Source organism: Natronobacterium haloterrestre (genome assembly GCF_900112205.1).
GTDB lineage: Archaea > Halobacteriota > Halobacteria > Halobacteriales > Natrialbaceae > Natronobacterium > Natronobacterium haloterrestre.
Map to the genome: position 1 here is coordinate 80,973 of NZ_FOKW01000010.1, position 14,521 is coordinate 95,493.

A 14,521-nucleotide genomic window follows, 5' to 3' on the forward strand; every position below is an offset into this window, starting at 1 on the left:
GTCCCCGCAGCCAGCGTTAGAGCGTCGGCTCGCGAACGCCGATGCGCTCGAGTTCGAACGGCTTCGCCGCGAGCGTGACGTCGATCTCCTCCCGGTCTCCGTCCCGGAGCACCTCGAGCCCCACGGTGTCGTCGGGGCGGGTCTCGTGAAAGAGGACGTTCCGGAGGTCGTCGAGGTCGCTCACGTCGACATCGTCGACGCCCACGACGGCGTCTCCGCCGATCGGAACGCCGGTCTCGCGGTCTATCGCGGTGCTGCCCTGCAGGTGCTCGTCGGCGGGGAACCCGTCGACGGTCCGTTCGACGTAGACGCCGTCGGCCCGTTCGTCGAAGCCGTTGAGCCGCGAGACGGTCGGCGAGAGCGTGATTCCCTGGATGCCGAGATAGGGATACCTGAAGGCGCCGAACTCCTCGATCTCGGGGACGATCCGTTCGATCATCGACGCGGCGACGGCGAAGTTGACGCTTTCGGCGAGCAACGGGGGCGTGCCCGCGAAGTTGACGCCGACGACGTCGCCAGCGCAGTCGACGAGCGGCCCGCCGCTGTTGCCCGGGTTGATCGCCGCGTCGGTCTGGATCGTGCTGGGGACGGTGTAGGCGAACTGTTCGAACTGGACCGTCGTCGACCGGCCGACGCCGCTTACGGTCCCAGTCGTGATGGTTTCCTCGAGGCCGAGCGGCGCGCCGAAGGCGGCCACTCGATCGCCCGGATCCGGCGGCTCCTCGGCGAGCGATAGCGCCTCGACGTTTTCCGGGACGTCCTCGACTCGGAGGATGGCGAGATCGCTGAACGGGTCGAAGCCGAGCGGCGCGTCGACGGCGCGCCAGTCGCCGCCGCTGAACCGGACGTCGGCGCCGACCCCAAGGAAGACGACGTGCCAGTTGGTCAGGACGGTAGCGCCGCCGTTCTCGCGGTCGTACACCCAGCCGGATCCCTGGACGATTTCGGCCTCCTCTCGGTCGAAGACCCGAACCGTGACGACCGAGTCGATGACGTCCTCGAAGACCCGCCCGTAGTCGCAGCCAGCAGCGGATCCGTCGTCCTCGTCCGACTGCTCCTGGATTCCTGTCTCTCGATTCCCGCCGACGACCCCGGAATCCGACCCGACCGCGACGAGGCCCGCCAGCCCCTCGAGGGCGGTCCGTCTGGTGATCGTACTCGCCGGTGTTCCCGACATACGTTACCACACCTCGATCGAACTACGGACGAGAGGTTGTTAAAATCGGAGGGCGACTCGCGCGGGTCGGCATGGACGGGCCGAAGGCGGGCGGGCGTGTACGGGCGTTCGAGGGGAGCGATCCGCCGGCTTCGAAGTACCTTTCATCGCTCGGTACTGATACCGGGCCATGAAAGTCGGAGCACACGTCTCGATCTCCGGGTCGCGCGTCTCTTCGGACGACGAAACGCCGCCGTACGACGACATCCGCAACGCGGTCCACCGCCAGCGGGCCTTCGGCGGCAACTGCGGACAGATCTTTACCACCTCGCCGCAGGTCTGGGCACAGCCCGATATCGGCGAGGAGGCCGCCGACGGGTTCCGCGAGGAGAGCGACGAGTTGCTCGAGGGGCCGTGGGTGATCCACTCCTCGTACCTGGTCAACCTCTGTACGCCGAAGGAGGATCTCCGCCGGAAGTCGAAAGAGAGCATGCAGGCGGAACTCGACGCCGCCGACAAACTCGGTATCCCCTACGTGAACGTCCACCTGGGCGCACACACGGGCGCGGGCGTCGAGGGCGGACTCGACAACGCCGCGGGCGTCATCGACGACCTCGACGTGCCGGAGGGCGTCCAGATCCTCATCGAGTCCGACGCCGGGAGCGGCACGAAACTCGGCGGCGAGTTCGAACACCTCGCGGGGATCATCGACCGTACCGAGACCGACATCGGGATCTGTATCGACACGGCCCACACGCTCGTCGCGGGTAACGACCTGACGACGCCCGAGGCAGTCGACGAGACCGTCGGGCGGTTCGACGACGAGGTCGGACTGGAGTACCTCGAGTACATCCACCTCAACGACTCGAAACACGACGTCGGCACGCACAAGGACGAACACGCCCACATCGGCGAGGGCTACATCGGCGAGGACGGCATGCGGGCGATCGTCAACCACCCCGACCTTCGTGACCTCCCGTTCGCGCTCGAGACGCCGACCGAGGACGGCCGCGGCTTCGCCTGGAACATCGAGAAGGTCAAAGAACTGCGCGACGACGCCTGATCGACTCGGCGGACACTAGACCGGTCGAGCGCGGACACAGAGGGTATCGGGCCGGGTCATCGCCTGCTCGTACCGGTCCGGCTGGTGGGCTTCGTACTCCTCCTGCGGTCGTGCCTCCCGGAACTCGGAGACGGCGAACCCGCTTTCGGCGAGGGCGTTGACGACCTCTCCCACGGGGCGGTAGTAGGACTCGATGCGGGCGTCGGTCGATCCCCACTCGACGACGTACCCCTCCGTTTCGTAGTAACTCTCGAGGTCCGCCCGGTGGTTCAGGTAGCGCCGGAGCGGATGGACGGTGCTGAATACCAGTATTCCGTCGGGCCGCAGCACCCGTTCAAATTCCGAGAAGACCGGCCGCCACTCCTCGACGTGATCGAGGACGAGGTTGCTGAAGACGAGGTCGACGCTCCCGTCTGCCGCGAACTCGAGTCGCTCCGTCAGGTCTCCCCGATGGAACGTCACCTCGTCTCCACAGCGTTCCCGGGCGGCCTCGAGGGCCTCGGTGCTCGCGTCGACCCCGACGACCGACGCGCCGCGTTCGGCGAACCACGCCGCGTAGTGGCCGACGCCACAGCCCGCGTCGAGGACCGTTCGACCGTCGACGTCCGGCAGCAGCGGTCGGACGGCGGGCCAGACGTAGTGTCGCTGGTAGTGGCTGTCCGCCCACGGACTCTCCCACTGCTCGAGTCCGTCGGCGTTGGCCGCGAGTTGCTCGTATCCCGCCTCCGTGATCCTGCCGTCCGCGTCGTCGGTCATTCCGAGCGAACTACGTCGTCGCAACGACGGATCGACCCATATAGTTTCTGTGTAGGGCTGGAGTTCCGGCTGTTCGCGGCGCGGCGACACGTCGCGTTCGTGCTCGTGCTCGTGCTCGTGCTCGCACTCGAGGGCCGCGACGACCGGCACGAAGGCGAAGAACCGACCCGTTTTTACTCGAGACCGTCCAACGACACCGTGTGCGCGAGTTCTCGGAAGACTACCTCCGGCGGACCCGCCGGGGGATGTGGGACGACTCCCGCGAGGCCCTCGAGTCGCTCGAACTCGAGTCCCGCGACCGGATCCTCGACGTCGGCTGTGGCACCGGCGAGTTGAGCCGCGTGCTCGACGCCGAGTGCCCGGGCGACGCCGAGGTGATCGGTTGTGACGCCGATCCGGCCCTGCTCGAGGTCGCCGGCGAGCGGGTTCCCGCCGTCGCCGGCGACGCCTACCAGTTGCCGTTCCCCGACGACGCCTTCGACCTGGTGGTCTGTCAGGCACTGTTGATCAACCTGCCCGAGCCCGCGGCGGCGATCACGGAGTTTTCGCGGGTCTCCGCGGACCTCGTCGCGGCCGTCGAACCCGACAACGCCGCCGTCTCGATCGACTCGAGCGTCGACGCCGAGGGCGCCCTCGAGCGGCGGGCCCGTCGGGCCTACCTGGACGGCGTCGAGACCGACGTCACGCTCGGGGCCGACGCCCGCGACGCCTTCGAGGCCGCCGGACTCGAGGTCCTCGAGACCCGTCGCTACGACCACGTTCGGCGGGTTGAACCGCCATACGACGAGGGGGCGGTCGTCGCCGCGCGGCGGAAGGCGACGGGAGCCGGGTTGGCCGACGACCGGAAGACGATGCTCTCCGGGGGACTGACCGAACGCGAGTACGACCAACTCCGGAGCGAGTGGCGCCGGATGGGCCGAAACGTCGTCGCCCAGATGGAGGCCCGCGAGTACGAACGCGAGGAGACCGTTCCGTTCTTCGTCACCGTCGGCCGCATCTAGTCCGCCGAGCCGCTTCGGCCGGGTTCATCGTCGTCGCCGTTATCGGTATCGTCGCCGCTACCATCCTCCGCGTCCTTCCCGAGCAGGGAGACGTAGATCCCGATCAGGCCGGCGGTGACGACGATCAGGCCCGTCACGAGATCCAGGGAGCCGGCGAGTGCGAGCGCCGATCCGGTCATCACCAGCGCGACGTTCGCGAGCAGCGCGATCCGGGGCGAACGGAGTCGCTCGAGGATGGCCGCAGTGGATATCGTCAGCAGTGGCATACCGACACGCATCGACGGCGGGACCAAAGTTCTTCGTATCCGTCGGCACGGGAGTCGCGAGCCACCTCCCGTTCGAACGGCCGATCTAGTCCGAGTCGGCCAGCAGCGTGTTTTCGATCAGCGTCGACGCGCCGCGGCGAAACCGTTCCGAGGCGGCGTTCGACGAGATCCCCAGTTCTTCGCCGAGTTCCGCGAGCGTACACGCACGCGGAACGTCCAGATAGCCGGTCTCGACGGCTGCCTCGAGCAGTTCGCGCTGGCGCTCCGTCGTGCCGTACTCGGAGCGAGTGGTCCCCTCGCGTCGCTCGTACAGTCGCTCGAGTTCGATCTCGATGTCCCGTCGCGCACAGAACGTCCGGAACTCCTCGAGCGCGTCGTACTCCGGGAAAGAGACCCGGAAACTCCATCCGTCCCGGTTTGCGGTCACCCGTTCCAGGACGATCCCCCGATCGACGACGATCGGGTAGACGCTCGAGCGGTGACCCGATTCCGTTAGCTCGATCCGGTAGAGACGCCGCCGGTCCAGCGACGTCATCCGGGACGTCCCCGTCACGGTCGGATCGTTCTCGAGCCGCGTCTCGAGTGATTCGAAGTCGTCCGTCTCGATCCAGACGAGCATCTGGTGGGAGCCGTCCTCCGTGAGATCGGACTGGACCCACTCGAGGTCGGCCGGCGACTCTGCTAGCGTCTCCTGCAGGATCGGATAATCGATCACGAAGGTGGCGAGCAACACGGTAACTCCCTGTCGGCAGTACGACAGGTGAACCTACGCATCTTGTGGCCGCAGTCGCCGAGGGGATATAAATGCGTGAATATCGAGGCCGTCGTGCTATTCGTTTGACTCTTCACCATTCGATATGGGGTATCCAAACGATACGGGTGGGTCGGACACGATCGGTCGACGGCTGGACTTGCTCGCGGATCGTCGCCGACGGGAGCTCTGCCGGTACCTGCACACGACCGACCGATCGGAGTTTACCCCCTCTGAACTGGCCGAGCAGCTCGCGCCGGAGGAGGACGTGGGGAGCGGTGGGGTCGAAGGGAACGAGCGGAACGAACGGAACGAACGGAACGGAGGGGAGCCACACCCGGACGGCATCGCGACCCTCGAGCGGAACCTGCGACACGTTCACCTGCCGAAATTCGACGACGCAGGCGTCATCGAATACGACCCTAGGGCGGGACGACTCGTCACGAACGACCGCCGGGTCGCATCCCTGTTCGACGTCCTCGAGACCGTGACCGAACGCGTCGAGGACGCGGCTTCCGACGCCGGATCCGACGCCGGGACCGCGGCCGAGTGAGGGCGCGACTACACTACGTCGCCCCGCACCGTCACGCCCTCCTGATTCTCGCGCCAGGCGTGGAGTTCCTGGGCCGCTTCGGTCGCCTCGTCTTCCTCCATACCGAGCATCTCGAGGGCCGCGGACAGCGTCGGGAGCGCGAGTTCGCTCTCCCGGAGTTTGCGGAACGCCTCGTCGCTGCGGACGCCGTCGGCCCAGAGACAGACGCCGCGGGGATCGAGCAGTTGGGTGTAGTCGTCCCGCAGTTGTGCACCGCGCAGGCGCTGGGTGACGTTGTCCTCGAAGGAGGCGTTGCAGACCTCGAGGTGGATCGGGTCGGACTCGTCGTCCTCGAGCAGGTGGGCGGCCAGGCACCGCTCGGGGGCGGCGTGGCCGGCCGCGTTGGCCCGGAGGTACTCGGGGTACTCCTCGGCCCAGTCGGCCCGGACGGACTTGCCGACGCCCTCGATTCCGTGGGAGGTTCGGAAGCGTGTTTCGGGGTCTTCTTCGTCGCCGTCTGCCCCCGCGGTTCCCGCCGGTCCCGGGCTGTCGTCCCGCATCAGGATGTCCTTGGTCAGGTAGACGTCCAGTCGCTCTACCGGATCGAGCCCCAGCGCGACGTCCCCGAAGGCCCACACCTCCCGGACCGGAACCGGCATACGGTCGCGTTCGACGGTGTCGACCAGCTCCTCGAGCCGGTCGACCGCCTCTGCGCGGTCGAATCCATTCATTGCCGGGAGTGGGGTCTCGAGGCGCAAAACGGTTTCTTCGTTCGGAACTCGCCGACTCGTGGGCGGCGTCACTCGGCGAGCGGGGCAACGGCTCAGACCGCTTTCTCCCGATCCGTCGTCACGTAAACGGTCTTTCGCACCGTCGCGTGGACCGTCCCCTCGTCGTCGACGAGGTCGACGGTGAAGTGGCGGTCGATCGCGTCGGTCCCGTCGGCCGCCAGTTCCGCCCGGATCGCGTCGATCTCCTCGTCGGTGAGCCGGAAGGTCGCGTACAGCGTGTCCCTGCCGGGCTTCTTGAACCGGATCTCGGCCTCCTTGTCCCAGACGACGTAACCGTCGCCGAGCGTCTTCAGCACCATCATCATGTAGAAGGGGTCGACCGCGGCGTACATGCTGCCGCCGAAGGTCGTCCCCACGTAGTTCCGCGTCCGCCAGGAGTGAGGGAGTTCGATCCGAATCTCCTGCCAGTCGGGCGCGATGTACGTGACGCGGCCTCCGGTCCCCCGGTAGGCGGGAAAGAGGTTGAATCCGAGCCGATAGAGCCGCGAACGCAGCGCATCGAGCATGCCCCGAGTCGCGCTCGGACAGTGAAAACGGTTACCAAACGCCGGGTCCGTGGTCGGTCGTTTGCCGTCCTCGGTCCGGGCGTGTCACTACCTGTCAAGAGAGCAGGTTTTTGTCGGTTCCCGTCGAACATCGGCGTATGAGACACCGCGTCTTCAACGAGGACGGCGACGAGGAACTCGTCTTCGTCATGGGCTGGGGGAACCGCTGGACCCACGAGAACGTCGGCTGGCTCATCGACCACCTCACCGACGCCGGCTACCGGGTCCACGCCTTCGAACTCCCGACGAACGTCGCGGACTTCAAGGCCGACTGGCTCGAGCCGATCGCCGAGTACGTCCTCGATATAGACGAGTACCAGTTGCTCGCCCACAGCGCGGGCGCGCTCGTCGCCCAGGCGCTCGACGGCGCGGACAACCACGTCTACCTGAGCCCCTGGTGGGGGTACGGCGACGACTACCCCGACCTCCTCCTCGAGGCCGTCTCGCAACTCCCGACGGCGTTCCCGTTCCTCCCGGTCGCCGAGATGGGGCGGGAGGCACTGGGAAAGCGTGCGACCGACCACCAGCTCTCGACGCTCCCCCGATGGGTCTCCCCCGCGTTCGTCCGCGAGACTCGCCACGCCCAGGAGGACCTGCTGACGATCGACCACGACGCGGTCGTCTTCTGTTCGCTCCGGGACCCCGTCATCGACCTGGCGCCGATCGGCGAGCGGGTCCCCGCCGAGCACGTCGTCCTCTACGATGGCGGGCACGAACTGTTCTCCTCGATGACCCGCGAGCGGTACGTCGACCTCCTGCTCGAGGCGCTCGAGGAGGGCGCGCCGGCCGTCGAGGACCGGCCACGGGTGCCCGCCTGATTCCGCCGCTGGAACCCAGACGAAACCGTGATGGGTGCCCGTCGACAACGACCCGGTGATGGATTGTAACCGGTGTGACGAGGAGGCGGTCATGCACGCCGCCTACTCGGGACAGCACCTCTGTGCGGATCACTTCCGCGAGTCGGTCGAGAAGCGGGTACGCCGTCGGATCCGCCGCGACGACCTCGTCCCGCAGGACGCGACTCCCGAGGACCCGGAGACGTGGGTGATCGGGCTCTCCGGCGGCAAGGACAGCGTCGTTCTCACGAAAATTCTCCACGACACGTTCGCCGAGGACCCCCGCATCGAACTCGTCGGGCTGACGATCCACGAGGGGATCGAGGGCTACCGCGACAAGTCGGTCGACGCCTGCGTCGATCTCTCCGCGGACCTCGACATCCGTCACGAACTCGTCTCCTACGCCGAGGAGTTCGGCATCGAGATGGACGACGTCGTCGAGGACGACCCCGAGAACATGGCCGCCTGCGCCTACTGCGGCGTCTTCCGGCGGGACGTCCTCTCCCGGTACGCCGACGACCTCGAGGCCGATCTCCTGTTGACGGGCCACAACCTGGACGACGAGGCCCAGACCGCCCTGATGAACTTCCTCGAGGGCGACGTCGAACAGATCGCCAAACACTTCGACGCGAGCCTCGGGCCCCTCTCCGAGCGCGAGGACCAGGAGGAGTTCGTCCCGCGGGCGAAGCCGCTGCGGGACGTCCCCGAGAAGGAGGTCGCCCTCTACGCTCACCTCGAGGACCTCCCTGCACACATCACCGAGTGTCCCCACTCGAGCGAGGCCTACCGGGCCGAGATCCAGCAACTCCTGTACGACCTCGAGGAGAACCATCCCGGAACGCGACACTCGATCCTCTCGGGGTACGAGGAACTGGCAGGCATCGCTGCCGAGCGCTACGGCGGGGACGACGGCGCGGACCTCCGGGAGTGTTCCGAGTGCGGGTCGACGACGACCCGCGAGGTCTGCCGGAAGTGCTCGCTGCTCGAGTCGCTGGCCTGACCGCATCCGAGTTCGTCTACCCGATCTTCCCTTCGTCTTCCCGGTGCGACAGCGTGTGCGCCGTGTCATACACAGACCCTTCCGACGTCCTACTCGCCCCCTAATCGCCGTCGCGCCGCCTCGAGGTCGGCCGGCGTGTTGACGTTCAGGTGCCACCCCTCGAGTTCGATGCCGACGTACCGCCGTCGGTCGACCAGCGACTCGAGTGCGTCGGCGAGTTCGTACTCGTCGCCGTCGCTGTCGGCCCGGGTGACGGCGAGACACGCCGAAAGCAGCGCCGCGGTGTCGTGGGTCTGGACGCCCGCGGCGACGGAGGCCGCGTCATCGCTCCCCGCCGAACCGCCGACCGACGCATCGATCGAGCGCACGGTGCCGTCGCTCGTGAGGTCGCAGTAAGCCGTCGCCTCGGCTTCGTTCCTCGAGACGCGATCGAGCAGAAGGACGCCGTCGACGCCCGACTCGCGGTGGCGGTCGACGAGCCTCGAGAGATCGCAGTCGTCGGCGAAGACGTTGTCGCCGTTGACGAGGACGACGTCTTCGGGAACGGACGGCGGAAGCGAAGTCGCGTCGGGGTCGCTCCCCCACCCGGCTCCCATCGGGGGCAGCGTCGCGTCGTACCCGTCGACGATCGCCCGGCGAACCGCGTGGGCGAGACCCTGCCGTTCGTGTTGCACCGCGTACGTGATCGGCACGCCTGCGATCGACTCGCCGACGCGATCGACGATCGCCTCGCGTCGGTATCCCACCACCAGGACGAACCGGTCGACGCCAGCGTCGACGAGTCGCCGAAGCGACCGCTCGAGGATCGGCTCGCCGCCCACCTCGAGCAGCGGCTTCGGCGTCTCGTCCGTATACGGCCGTAAACGAGTTCCGCGACCGGCTGCGAAGACGAACGCGTGCATTCTCGAGTCCGAGTGAAAGACCGGTCTCCGCGGTTACGAACGTTCGGATCGAACTCGCTTCGAGAATCGGAACACGGATCGAACGCAGAAAGCGCCGACCGCGATTTGGTTACCGGATCACGTCGACGCCGTTTTGCTGTTCGATCTCCTCGCGACCACCGTCGCTCTGGGCACCGAAGCCGGTCTTCGAACTCGAGCGGGATCGGGATCGGGAGCGAGAGCCGGAGCCGGACCGCGAACTCGAGCCCGCGGAACCGCCGGTCGAGCCGACTTCTTCGACGTTGTTGCTGGCGTCGAAGTCGGCCTCGTCGAGCCCTTCGATGCTCGCACGGGACTTGTCGGCCTGTTTCTGGGTCGTGGGACCCAGAACCTGCGCCGACTGGACGCCGGTCATGATCGCCATCACGCGGACCTTACCCTTGTAGTCCTCCTGGATGCGCGCGCCCCAGATGACGTTCGCCGAGGCCTCGAGGCGCTCGGTGATGTTGTCGGCGATACCCTCGGCCTCCTTCAGCGTGAGGTCGGGGCCGCCCGTGATGTGAACCAGTCCACCGGACGCGCCGCGGTAGTCGACGTCCAGCAGCGGGTGGTTCATCGCGTCCTTGACGACCTCGTCCGTCTTGTTCTTGTCCTGGGTCTCGCCGACCAGCATGACGGCGACGCCGCCCTGGTTCATGATCGTGGACATGTCGGCGTAGTCCAGGTTGATCAGGGACGGCTGGGTGATCGTCTCCGAGATGCCCTTGACGGTCTCGGCGATGATCTGGTCCATCACCGAGAACGCCTTCCCGATCGGCAGGTTCGGGACGTAGTCGAGCAGCCGGTTGTTGTCCAGGACGATGATCGAGTCGGCCTGTTCGCGAAGCTTCTCCAGGCCCTCCTCTGCCTTTACCGTGCGGGCACGCTCGACGTTGAACGGCGTCGAGACCATCCCCACGACGATCGCGCCCTGTTCCTTGGCGATCTCCGACACGACGGGAGCGGCACCCGTCCCGGTACCGCCACCCATGCCGGCGGTGACGAACACGAGGTCCGCATCCCCCAGCACTTCCTTGATCGTTCCCTGGGCCATCTCGGTGGCGCGCTCGCCCATCGACGGGTCGCCCCCGGCGCCGAGCCCGTTTGTCAGGGACTTGCCGACGAGGATCTTCGTGTCGGCCTCGATCATCTTCAGGTGCTGTTTGTCCGTGTTGATCGCGACCGTGTCCGCACCGTCGACGCCGATGTTGTACAGCCGGTTGATGGTGTTGTTGCCCGCACCGCCGCAGCCGACGATGACGATCCGCGGATCGCCGAACTCGTCGTCGTCGAGATCGACGTCCATATCGCGGGCCTCCTGTTCGGCGTTGTCGAGGGCGTCCTGAACGATATCCTGCATCGTTACACCTTCGCCCAGTTGCGTTTGCGGGCTTGATCGGTCTGCCCGTCGTACTCCTCGTTAATCATTTCGCGCACGGCCGACCGGATCGCCTCGCTCCGGTTCGGGAACTCTCCCGAGTCGACCAGTTGCTCGACCTCTTCGATCTGCTGTTTCGGAATTCGCAGTGTCACACGCTCCATGGTTGTATTCCCCGTTGAGGTAAGACGGCGGCGCGACCCTGTCTGACGCGCGTGTCTTACACCGGAAACGCCCGCGAGCGGGCGAATTTCTCCGTTTCGTGTCCGCTGTAAGACGACCGTCTTACGCGAATAAAGCGATAACTGCCCAACGTAATAAAAGTTCCGGCGATCCGAACGGTCAGTGTCTTACGACTGTTCGGATGTATGACTAGCCGGACTCGAGGACGTCCGCGGACGGCGTCCGACGGCCACAGCTCGGGCAGAACGCCCAGTCCGATCGGAGTTCGTCGCCGCAGTCGCAGAACAGCCGGCGGGACGCTTTCTCCCCGCAATTGGGACAGTAAACGTGGTCGTCGTCGACGGATTCTCCACACTGTCCACAGGTCGTGCCGGCGTCGTCCCGACTACGGTTCGGGTCGCGACCGTGCGTTCGGTTCTCGTCGCCGTCCCGGCCCGGATTCGGTTCCGATTCCGGTTCTGGAACCGGATCGGCCCGATCCTCGGACGAGCCGACCTCCGCACGGACGCCATCCCCATCCCCCTCGAGCGAGATGGTGACGTTGACGTCGCGAGCGTTCGGTTCCGGCGCCGGAGCCCTCGAGCGGTGCGGCGTGGCGCGTTCTCCGTCCCAACCGCTGGGGCGAACACCAAACTGCGGGCCCCGACCGTGTGGGACCGGCTCGCGGTCCCGTTCCCCGGGCGGTGTAAGACGCTCGAACCGCTCGGCCAGAACCTCGTCTACGCGCTCGCGCACGAGGTCGTCTATCGCCGCCGCGGCGGGTTCCGCGCTCTCCGAGGCGTCCGAGACGTCCGAGTCACTCGAGTCACTGGAGTCGAGGTACGACCGGAGCGCCTCCCGCATCGCTTCGCTCTTGGAGAGTTCGAGGTCCTCGAGCTCGTCGACGAGCTCGTCCTCGGCGCGGAACGTGATCTTGCTCATTCCCGTATGGTACCATGTTGACACTCCCCCTATATCAATCATGCTGATAGTCGGCCGGATGGCGGGCCGGCGGTCGATTCGAATGATAACCCTTATATTGTCCTCGGCGGTTACGTGTGAGTGCGACCGCCCTTAGCTCAGACTGGTAGAGCAGTCGACTGTAGATCGACTTGTCCCCCGTTCAAATCGGGGAGGGCGGACTTCCTTCCTCGTCGAACTGTGGCTGAATCGGAAAGCGACTTCTGAGTACCGCTTAGCAGTTCTACTGCCGGAATTGGGTTTCAGAAGTCGGACTCGTTTCAACCGTTTCGTGTCGAACAGACGCTCGGCGGCAGTGCTCGAGCACGACGCGTCTTACACGTTTCCGACGAAACTGCGTGTCCGGTTCTCTCCAGCACGGATCGATATAGTACATTCACTTCGAGAGCGAGAGGAGCAGGTCCCGATCCTCGAGAACCCGATTACCACGTTTCGACGACGTACGGCCCGTCGACCACCTCGAGCCGATCGACGGCGCGGGCGCGACCGCTATCGGTCTCGCGAGCAGCGGAGAGGCGTTCTCGAACGCGACTCCCGAATCCTTCCTCTTTTTCCTCCCCGAGCGATTCGTCGAGGTGGAGCGTCAGCCGACAGTCGACGACGACTGCCAATCCTTCGTCGCCGGCGTCGACCTCACCCAGTTCGAGCACGTCGGCGAAGCGAACGATATCGATCGACTCGAGCGCGTCCGCCGCGCCGACGGCCAGTTCGTCGCCGCGGTCGACGGGGACGTCGACGCACAGTGTTCCTTCGACGTGGAGTTCGGTGACGGTGTCGCGGCCGGACATGGACGACCGCACGCGCACGGGGGCCTTGAGTTGAGGTGGGGGATCGGCGTCGCAGGTCCGACCTTCCGTCGAGTCGCCGATCGGATCTCGGACGCGTTATCCGCTCGGCGATGCGTCCGCGTTTTCCGCAGCGCCGTGTTCGTACGCTTCGTCGAAGAACGCGACCTCGAGGGCGACGGTCCGACGGAACAGTCGCTCGACGCGACGCTGTCGGCGCGGCGAGAGGCTGGGGCCGACAGCGTCGAGTTCGCCCCGGAGCCAGTCGACGAACTCTCGGAACCCCTCGACGGCGTGGAGGTCGATCCACTCGGCGTAGTAGAACGGCAGATCGGCTCCCGCGCTCGGCGGCTCACTTTCGGGGTCGCCGTAGGTCGTGGCGACGGTCGTCGCCCACTCCTCGTAGATCCACTCGGCGGGGACGAGCACCGCGAGCGTCTCCGCGTAGCCGCCCTCGCGGGCCGCACGGCCGAGCAGGTCGACGAAGGCGGCCGTCGTCTCGGTACGCTCGGGGTCGGTCCACTCCAAGTCGGGAACCTCGAGCGCGTCGAACGACCGCCGGAAGTAGTCGTCCTCGTCGTCCGTGATCGTGTCGAGGAACTCGATCAGTGGCCGTTTCGATGCCATGTCGGGAGCCTGTCCGACGGCGTGGCCGAACGCCCCGACGAGTTCGTCGACGAACGCGTAGTCCTGGACGAGGTAGGCAGCGTAGGCGTCCTCGGAGAGGGTCCCCGCGCCGAGTTCGTCGGTGAACGGATGCTCGACGGCGGCGGACCAGGTCGGTTCCGCACGGTCGCACAGCCAGTCGGTGAACCGCGGGTCGTCGGTATCGGCGTGGGTAGCGTACTCCTCGTACGCGCTGGGGACGTCCGTCTTCTCGGCCGTTTCGTCCGTCGTCACAGCTCCCACCCCTCGAGCGTGTAGGCCATCTCCCAGAACCGGTACTCGAGTTTGGCGCTTGCGAGAAACGCCTCCCGCATCGCGTCGTGCTCGCCGGGGAACCGCGCTCCACAGTCGTCGACGAACTCGCGGCACCACGCCGTCGCCTCGCGGAACTCCTCGCTCGTATACATCTCGATGAAGGGGGCGTACGGGTTCCCCTCGAGGTCGTCGGCGAGGTCGGTCATGTGTTCGGCGACGTCGAGATACCCCTGCATACAGGGATAGAGCGCGGCGGCGATCTCCGCGAGCGAGCCCTCGTAGGCCGTCCGCACGAGGAAGTTCGTGTAGGCGACACAGGTCGGAGCTTTCTCGACGGACTCGAGTTCCTCGCGGCTGATCCCGTAGTCGGCGGCGAACTCGCGGTGCAGATCCATCTCGTGATCCAGCACCTCGTGGGCGACGCCCAGCAGGTGGGTCATCGTCTCCTCGTCGCGGGCTTTCGTCCCCGCGATCGAGAACAGCCGCGCGTAGTCGAGCAAGTACCGGTAGTCCTGTTTCACCCAGTGTTCGAACGCCGCCTCGTCGAGGGTGCCGGCGGCGAGTTCTCGGACGAACGGGTGATCCTTCTGTGCCTTCCAGACGTGTTCGCCCTCCTCGAGGAGTCGATCACTAAACGCCATCTGTACTCGCACGGACGGCCCGCTCCGTATTATAAC

The 14,521-nt window shown here is 66.4% G+C and carries 18 protein-coding genes and 1 tRNA gene; 6 read left to right on the plus strand and 13 right to left on the minus strand.

Translation table 11 applies throughout. The features are described 5' to 3' along the window. Nucleotides 1–16: 16 nt before the first annotated feature. A complete protein-coding gene (locus BM113_RS17715) occupies nt 17–1,177 on the minus strand; it encodes a S1C family serine protease (RefSeq protein WP_089789359.1) in 1,161 nt (386 codons plus the stop codon). Nucleotides 1,178–1,346: 169 nt separating this feature from the next. On the opposite strand from BM113_RS17715, the gene BM113_RS17720 reads away from it, so the two are divergent. Next, nucleotides 1,347–2,219, plus strand: a complete 873-nt coding sequence (locus BM113_RS17720; protein WP_089789360.1) for a deoxyribonuclease IV — start codon at nt 1,347–1,349, stop codon at nt 2,217–2,219. A 15-nt stretch (nt 2,220–2,234) separates the two neighbouring features. Here BM113_RS17720 and BM113_RS17725 read toward each other — a convergent pair whose 3' ends face one another. Beyond that, nucleotides 2,235–3,125: a class I SAM-dependent methyltransferase gene (locus BM113_RS17725; protein ID WP_245758097.1), complete on the minus strand. Its 891-nt coding sequence runs from the start codon at nt 3,123–3,125 to the stop codon at nt 2,235–2,237. Nucleotides 3,126–3,175: 50 nt separating this feature from the next. On the opposite strand from BM113_RS17725, the gene BM113_RS17730 reads away from it, so the two are divergent. Next, entirely contained in the window at nt 3,176–3,976 is an 801-nt protein-coding gene (locus BM113_RS17730; RefSeq protein ID WP_089789361.1) for a class I SAM-dependent methyltransferase, read from the plus strand. On the opposite strand, the gene BM113_RS17735 is transcribed toward BM113_RS17730, so the two are convergent. Beyond that, entirely contained in the window at nt 3,973–4,242 is a 270-nt protein-coding gene (locus BM113_RS17735) for an MFS transporter (RefSeq protein WP_089789362.1), read from the minus strand. The two genes, BM113_RS17730 and BM113_RS17735, sit on opposite strands and share 4 nt — an antisense overlap. A gap of 85 nt (nt 4,243–4,327) precedes the next feature. Further along, the gene (locus tag BM113_RS17740) at nt 4,328–4,975 is read right to left on the minus strand and encodes a helix-turn-helix domain-containing protein (RefSeq protein WP_089789363.1); all 648 of its coding nucleotides are present in this window, start codon (nt 4,973–4,975) and stop codon (nt 4,328–4,330) included. Nucleotides 4,976–5,099: 124 nt separating this feature from the next. Between BM113_RS17740 and BM113_RS17745 the strand changes: the two genes are divergently transcribed. Next, entirely contained in the window at nt 5,100–5,546 is a 447-nt protein-coding gene (locus BM113_RS17745; protein WP_089789364.1) for a DUF7344 domain-containing protein, read from the plus strand. An 8-nt stretch (nt 5,547–5,554) separates the two neighbouring features. Here BM113_RS17745 and BM113_RS17750 read toward each other — a convergent pair whose 3' ends face one another. Next, a complete protein-coding gene (locus BM113_RS17750; protein ID WP_089789365.1) occupies nt 5,555–6,256 on the minus strand; it encodes a DUF7095 family protein in 702 nt (233 codons plus the stop codon). A 92-nt stretch (nt 6,257–6,348) separates the two neighbouring features. After that, entirely contained in the window at nt 6,349–6,822 is a 474-nt protein-coding gene (locus tag BM113_RS17755) for a DUF4442 domain-containing protein (protein ID WP_089789366.1), read from the minus strand. 137 nt (nt 6,823–6,959) lie between these two features. On the opposite strand from BM113_RS17755, the gene BM113_RS17760 reads away from it, so the two are divergent. Then, the gene (locus BM113_RS17760) at nt 6,960–7,679 is read left to right on the plus strand and encodes an alpha/beta fold hydrolase (protein ID WP_089789367.1); all 720 of its coding nucleotides are present in this window, start codon (nt 6,960–6,962) and stop codon (nt 7,677–7,679) included. A 58-nt stretch (nt 7,680–7,737) separates the two neighbouring features. Then, nucleotides 7,738–8,697, plus strand: a complete 960-nt coding sequence (gene ncsA, locus BM113_RS17765; protein ID WP_089789417.1) for a tRNA 2-thiolation protein NcsA — start codon at nt 7,738–7,740, stop codon at nt 8,695–8,697. Between the two features lie 89 nt (nt 8,698–8,786). On the opposite strand, the gene BM113_RS17770 is transcribed toward ncsA, so the two are convergent. From BM113_RS17770 to BM113_RS17785, 4 genes are all read right to left on the minus strand, one after another. Further along, nucleotides 8,787–9,599 carry a nucleotidyltransferase family protein gene (locus BM113_RS17770; protein WP_089789368.1) on the minus strand — a complete coding sequence of 271 codons (813 nt, stop codon included), beginning with the start codon at nt 9,597–9,599 and terminating at the stop codon, nt 8,787–8,789. A 109-nt stretch (nt 9,600–9,708) separates the two neighbouring features. Beyond that, complete coding sequence (gene ftsZ / locus BM113_RS17775) at nt 9,709–10,977, minus strand: cell division protein FtsZ (protein WP_089789369.1); 1,269 nt, start codon at nt 10,975–10,977, stop codon at nt 9,709–9,711. A gap of 2 nt (nt 10,978–10,979) precedes the next feature. After that, nucleotides 10,980–11,159 carry a ribbon-helix-helix domain-containing protein gene (locus BM113_RS17780; RefSeq protein WP_007143276.1) on the minus strand — a complete coding sequence of 60 codons (180 nt, stop codon included), beginning with the start codon at nt 11,157–11,159 and terminating at the stop codon, nt 10,980–10,982. A 208-nt stretch (nt 11,160–11,367) separates the two neighbouring features. Beyond that, nucleotides 11,368–12,099 (minus strand): zinc ribbon domain-containing protein, encoded by a 732-nt coding sequence (locus BM113_RS17785; RefSeq protein WP_089789370.1) that lies wholly within the window; start codon nt 12,097–12,099, stop codon nt 11,368–11,370. 126 nt (nt 12,100–12,225) lie between these two features. Between BM113_RS17785 and BM113_RS17790 the strand changes: the two genes are divergently transcribed. Continuing rightward, a tRNA-Tyr gene (locus BM113_RS17790) sits at nt 12,226–12,299 on the plus strand. A gap of 261 nt (nt 12,300–12,560) precedes the next feature. On the opposite strand, the gene BM113_RS17795 is transcribed toward BM113_RS17790, so the two are convergent. From BM113_RS17795 to tenA, 3 genes are all read right to left on the minus strand, one after another. Beyond that, nucleotides 12,561–12,926 (minus strand): hypothetical protein, encoded by a 366-nt coding sequence (locus BM113_RS17795; protein ID WP_089789371.1) that lies wholly within the window; start codon nt 12,924–12,926, stop codon nt 12,561–12,563. Between the two features lie 96 nt (nt 12,927–13,022). Continuing rightward, nucleotides 13,023–13,823, minus strand: a complete 801-nt coding sequence (locus BM113_RS17800; RefSeq protein WP_089789372.1) for a TenA family protein — start codon at nt 13,821–13,823, stop codon at nt 13,023–13,025. After that, entirely contained in the window at nt 13,820–14,485 is a 666-nt protein-coding gene (gene tenA / locus BM113_RS17805) for a thiaminase II (protein WP_089789373.1), read from the minus strand. Before tenA ends, BM113_RS17800 begins: the two co-directional genes overlap by 4 nt. Nucleotides 14,486–14,521: the final 36 nt, after the last annotated feature.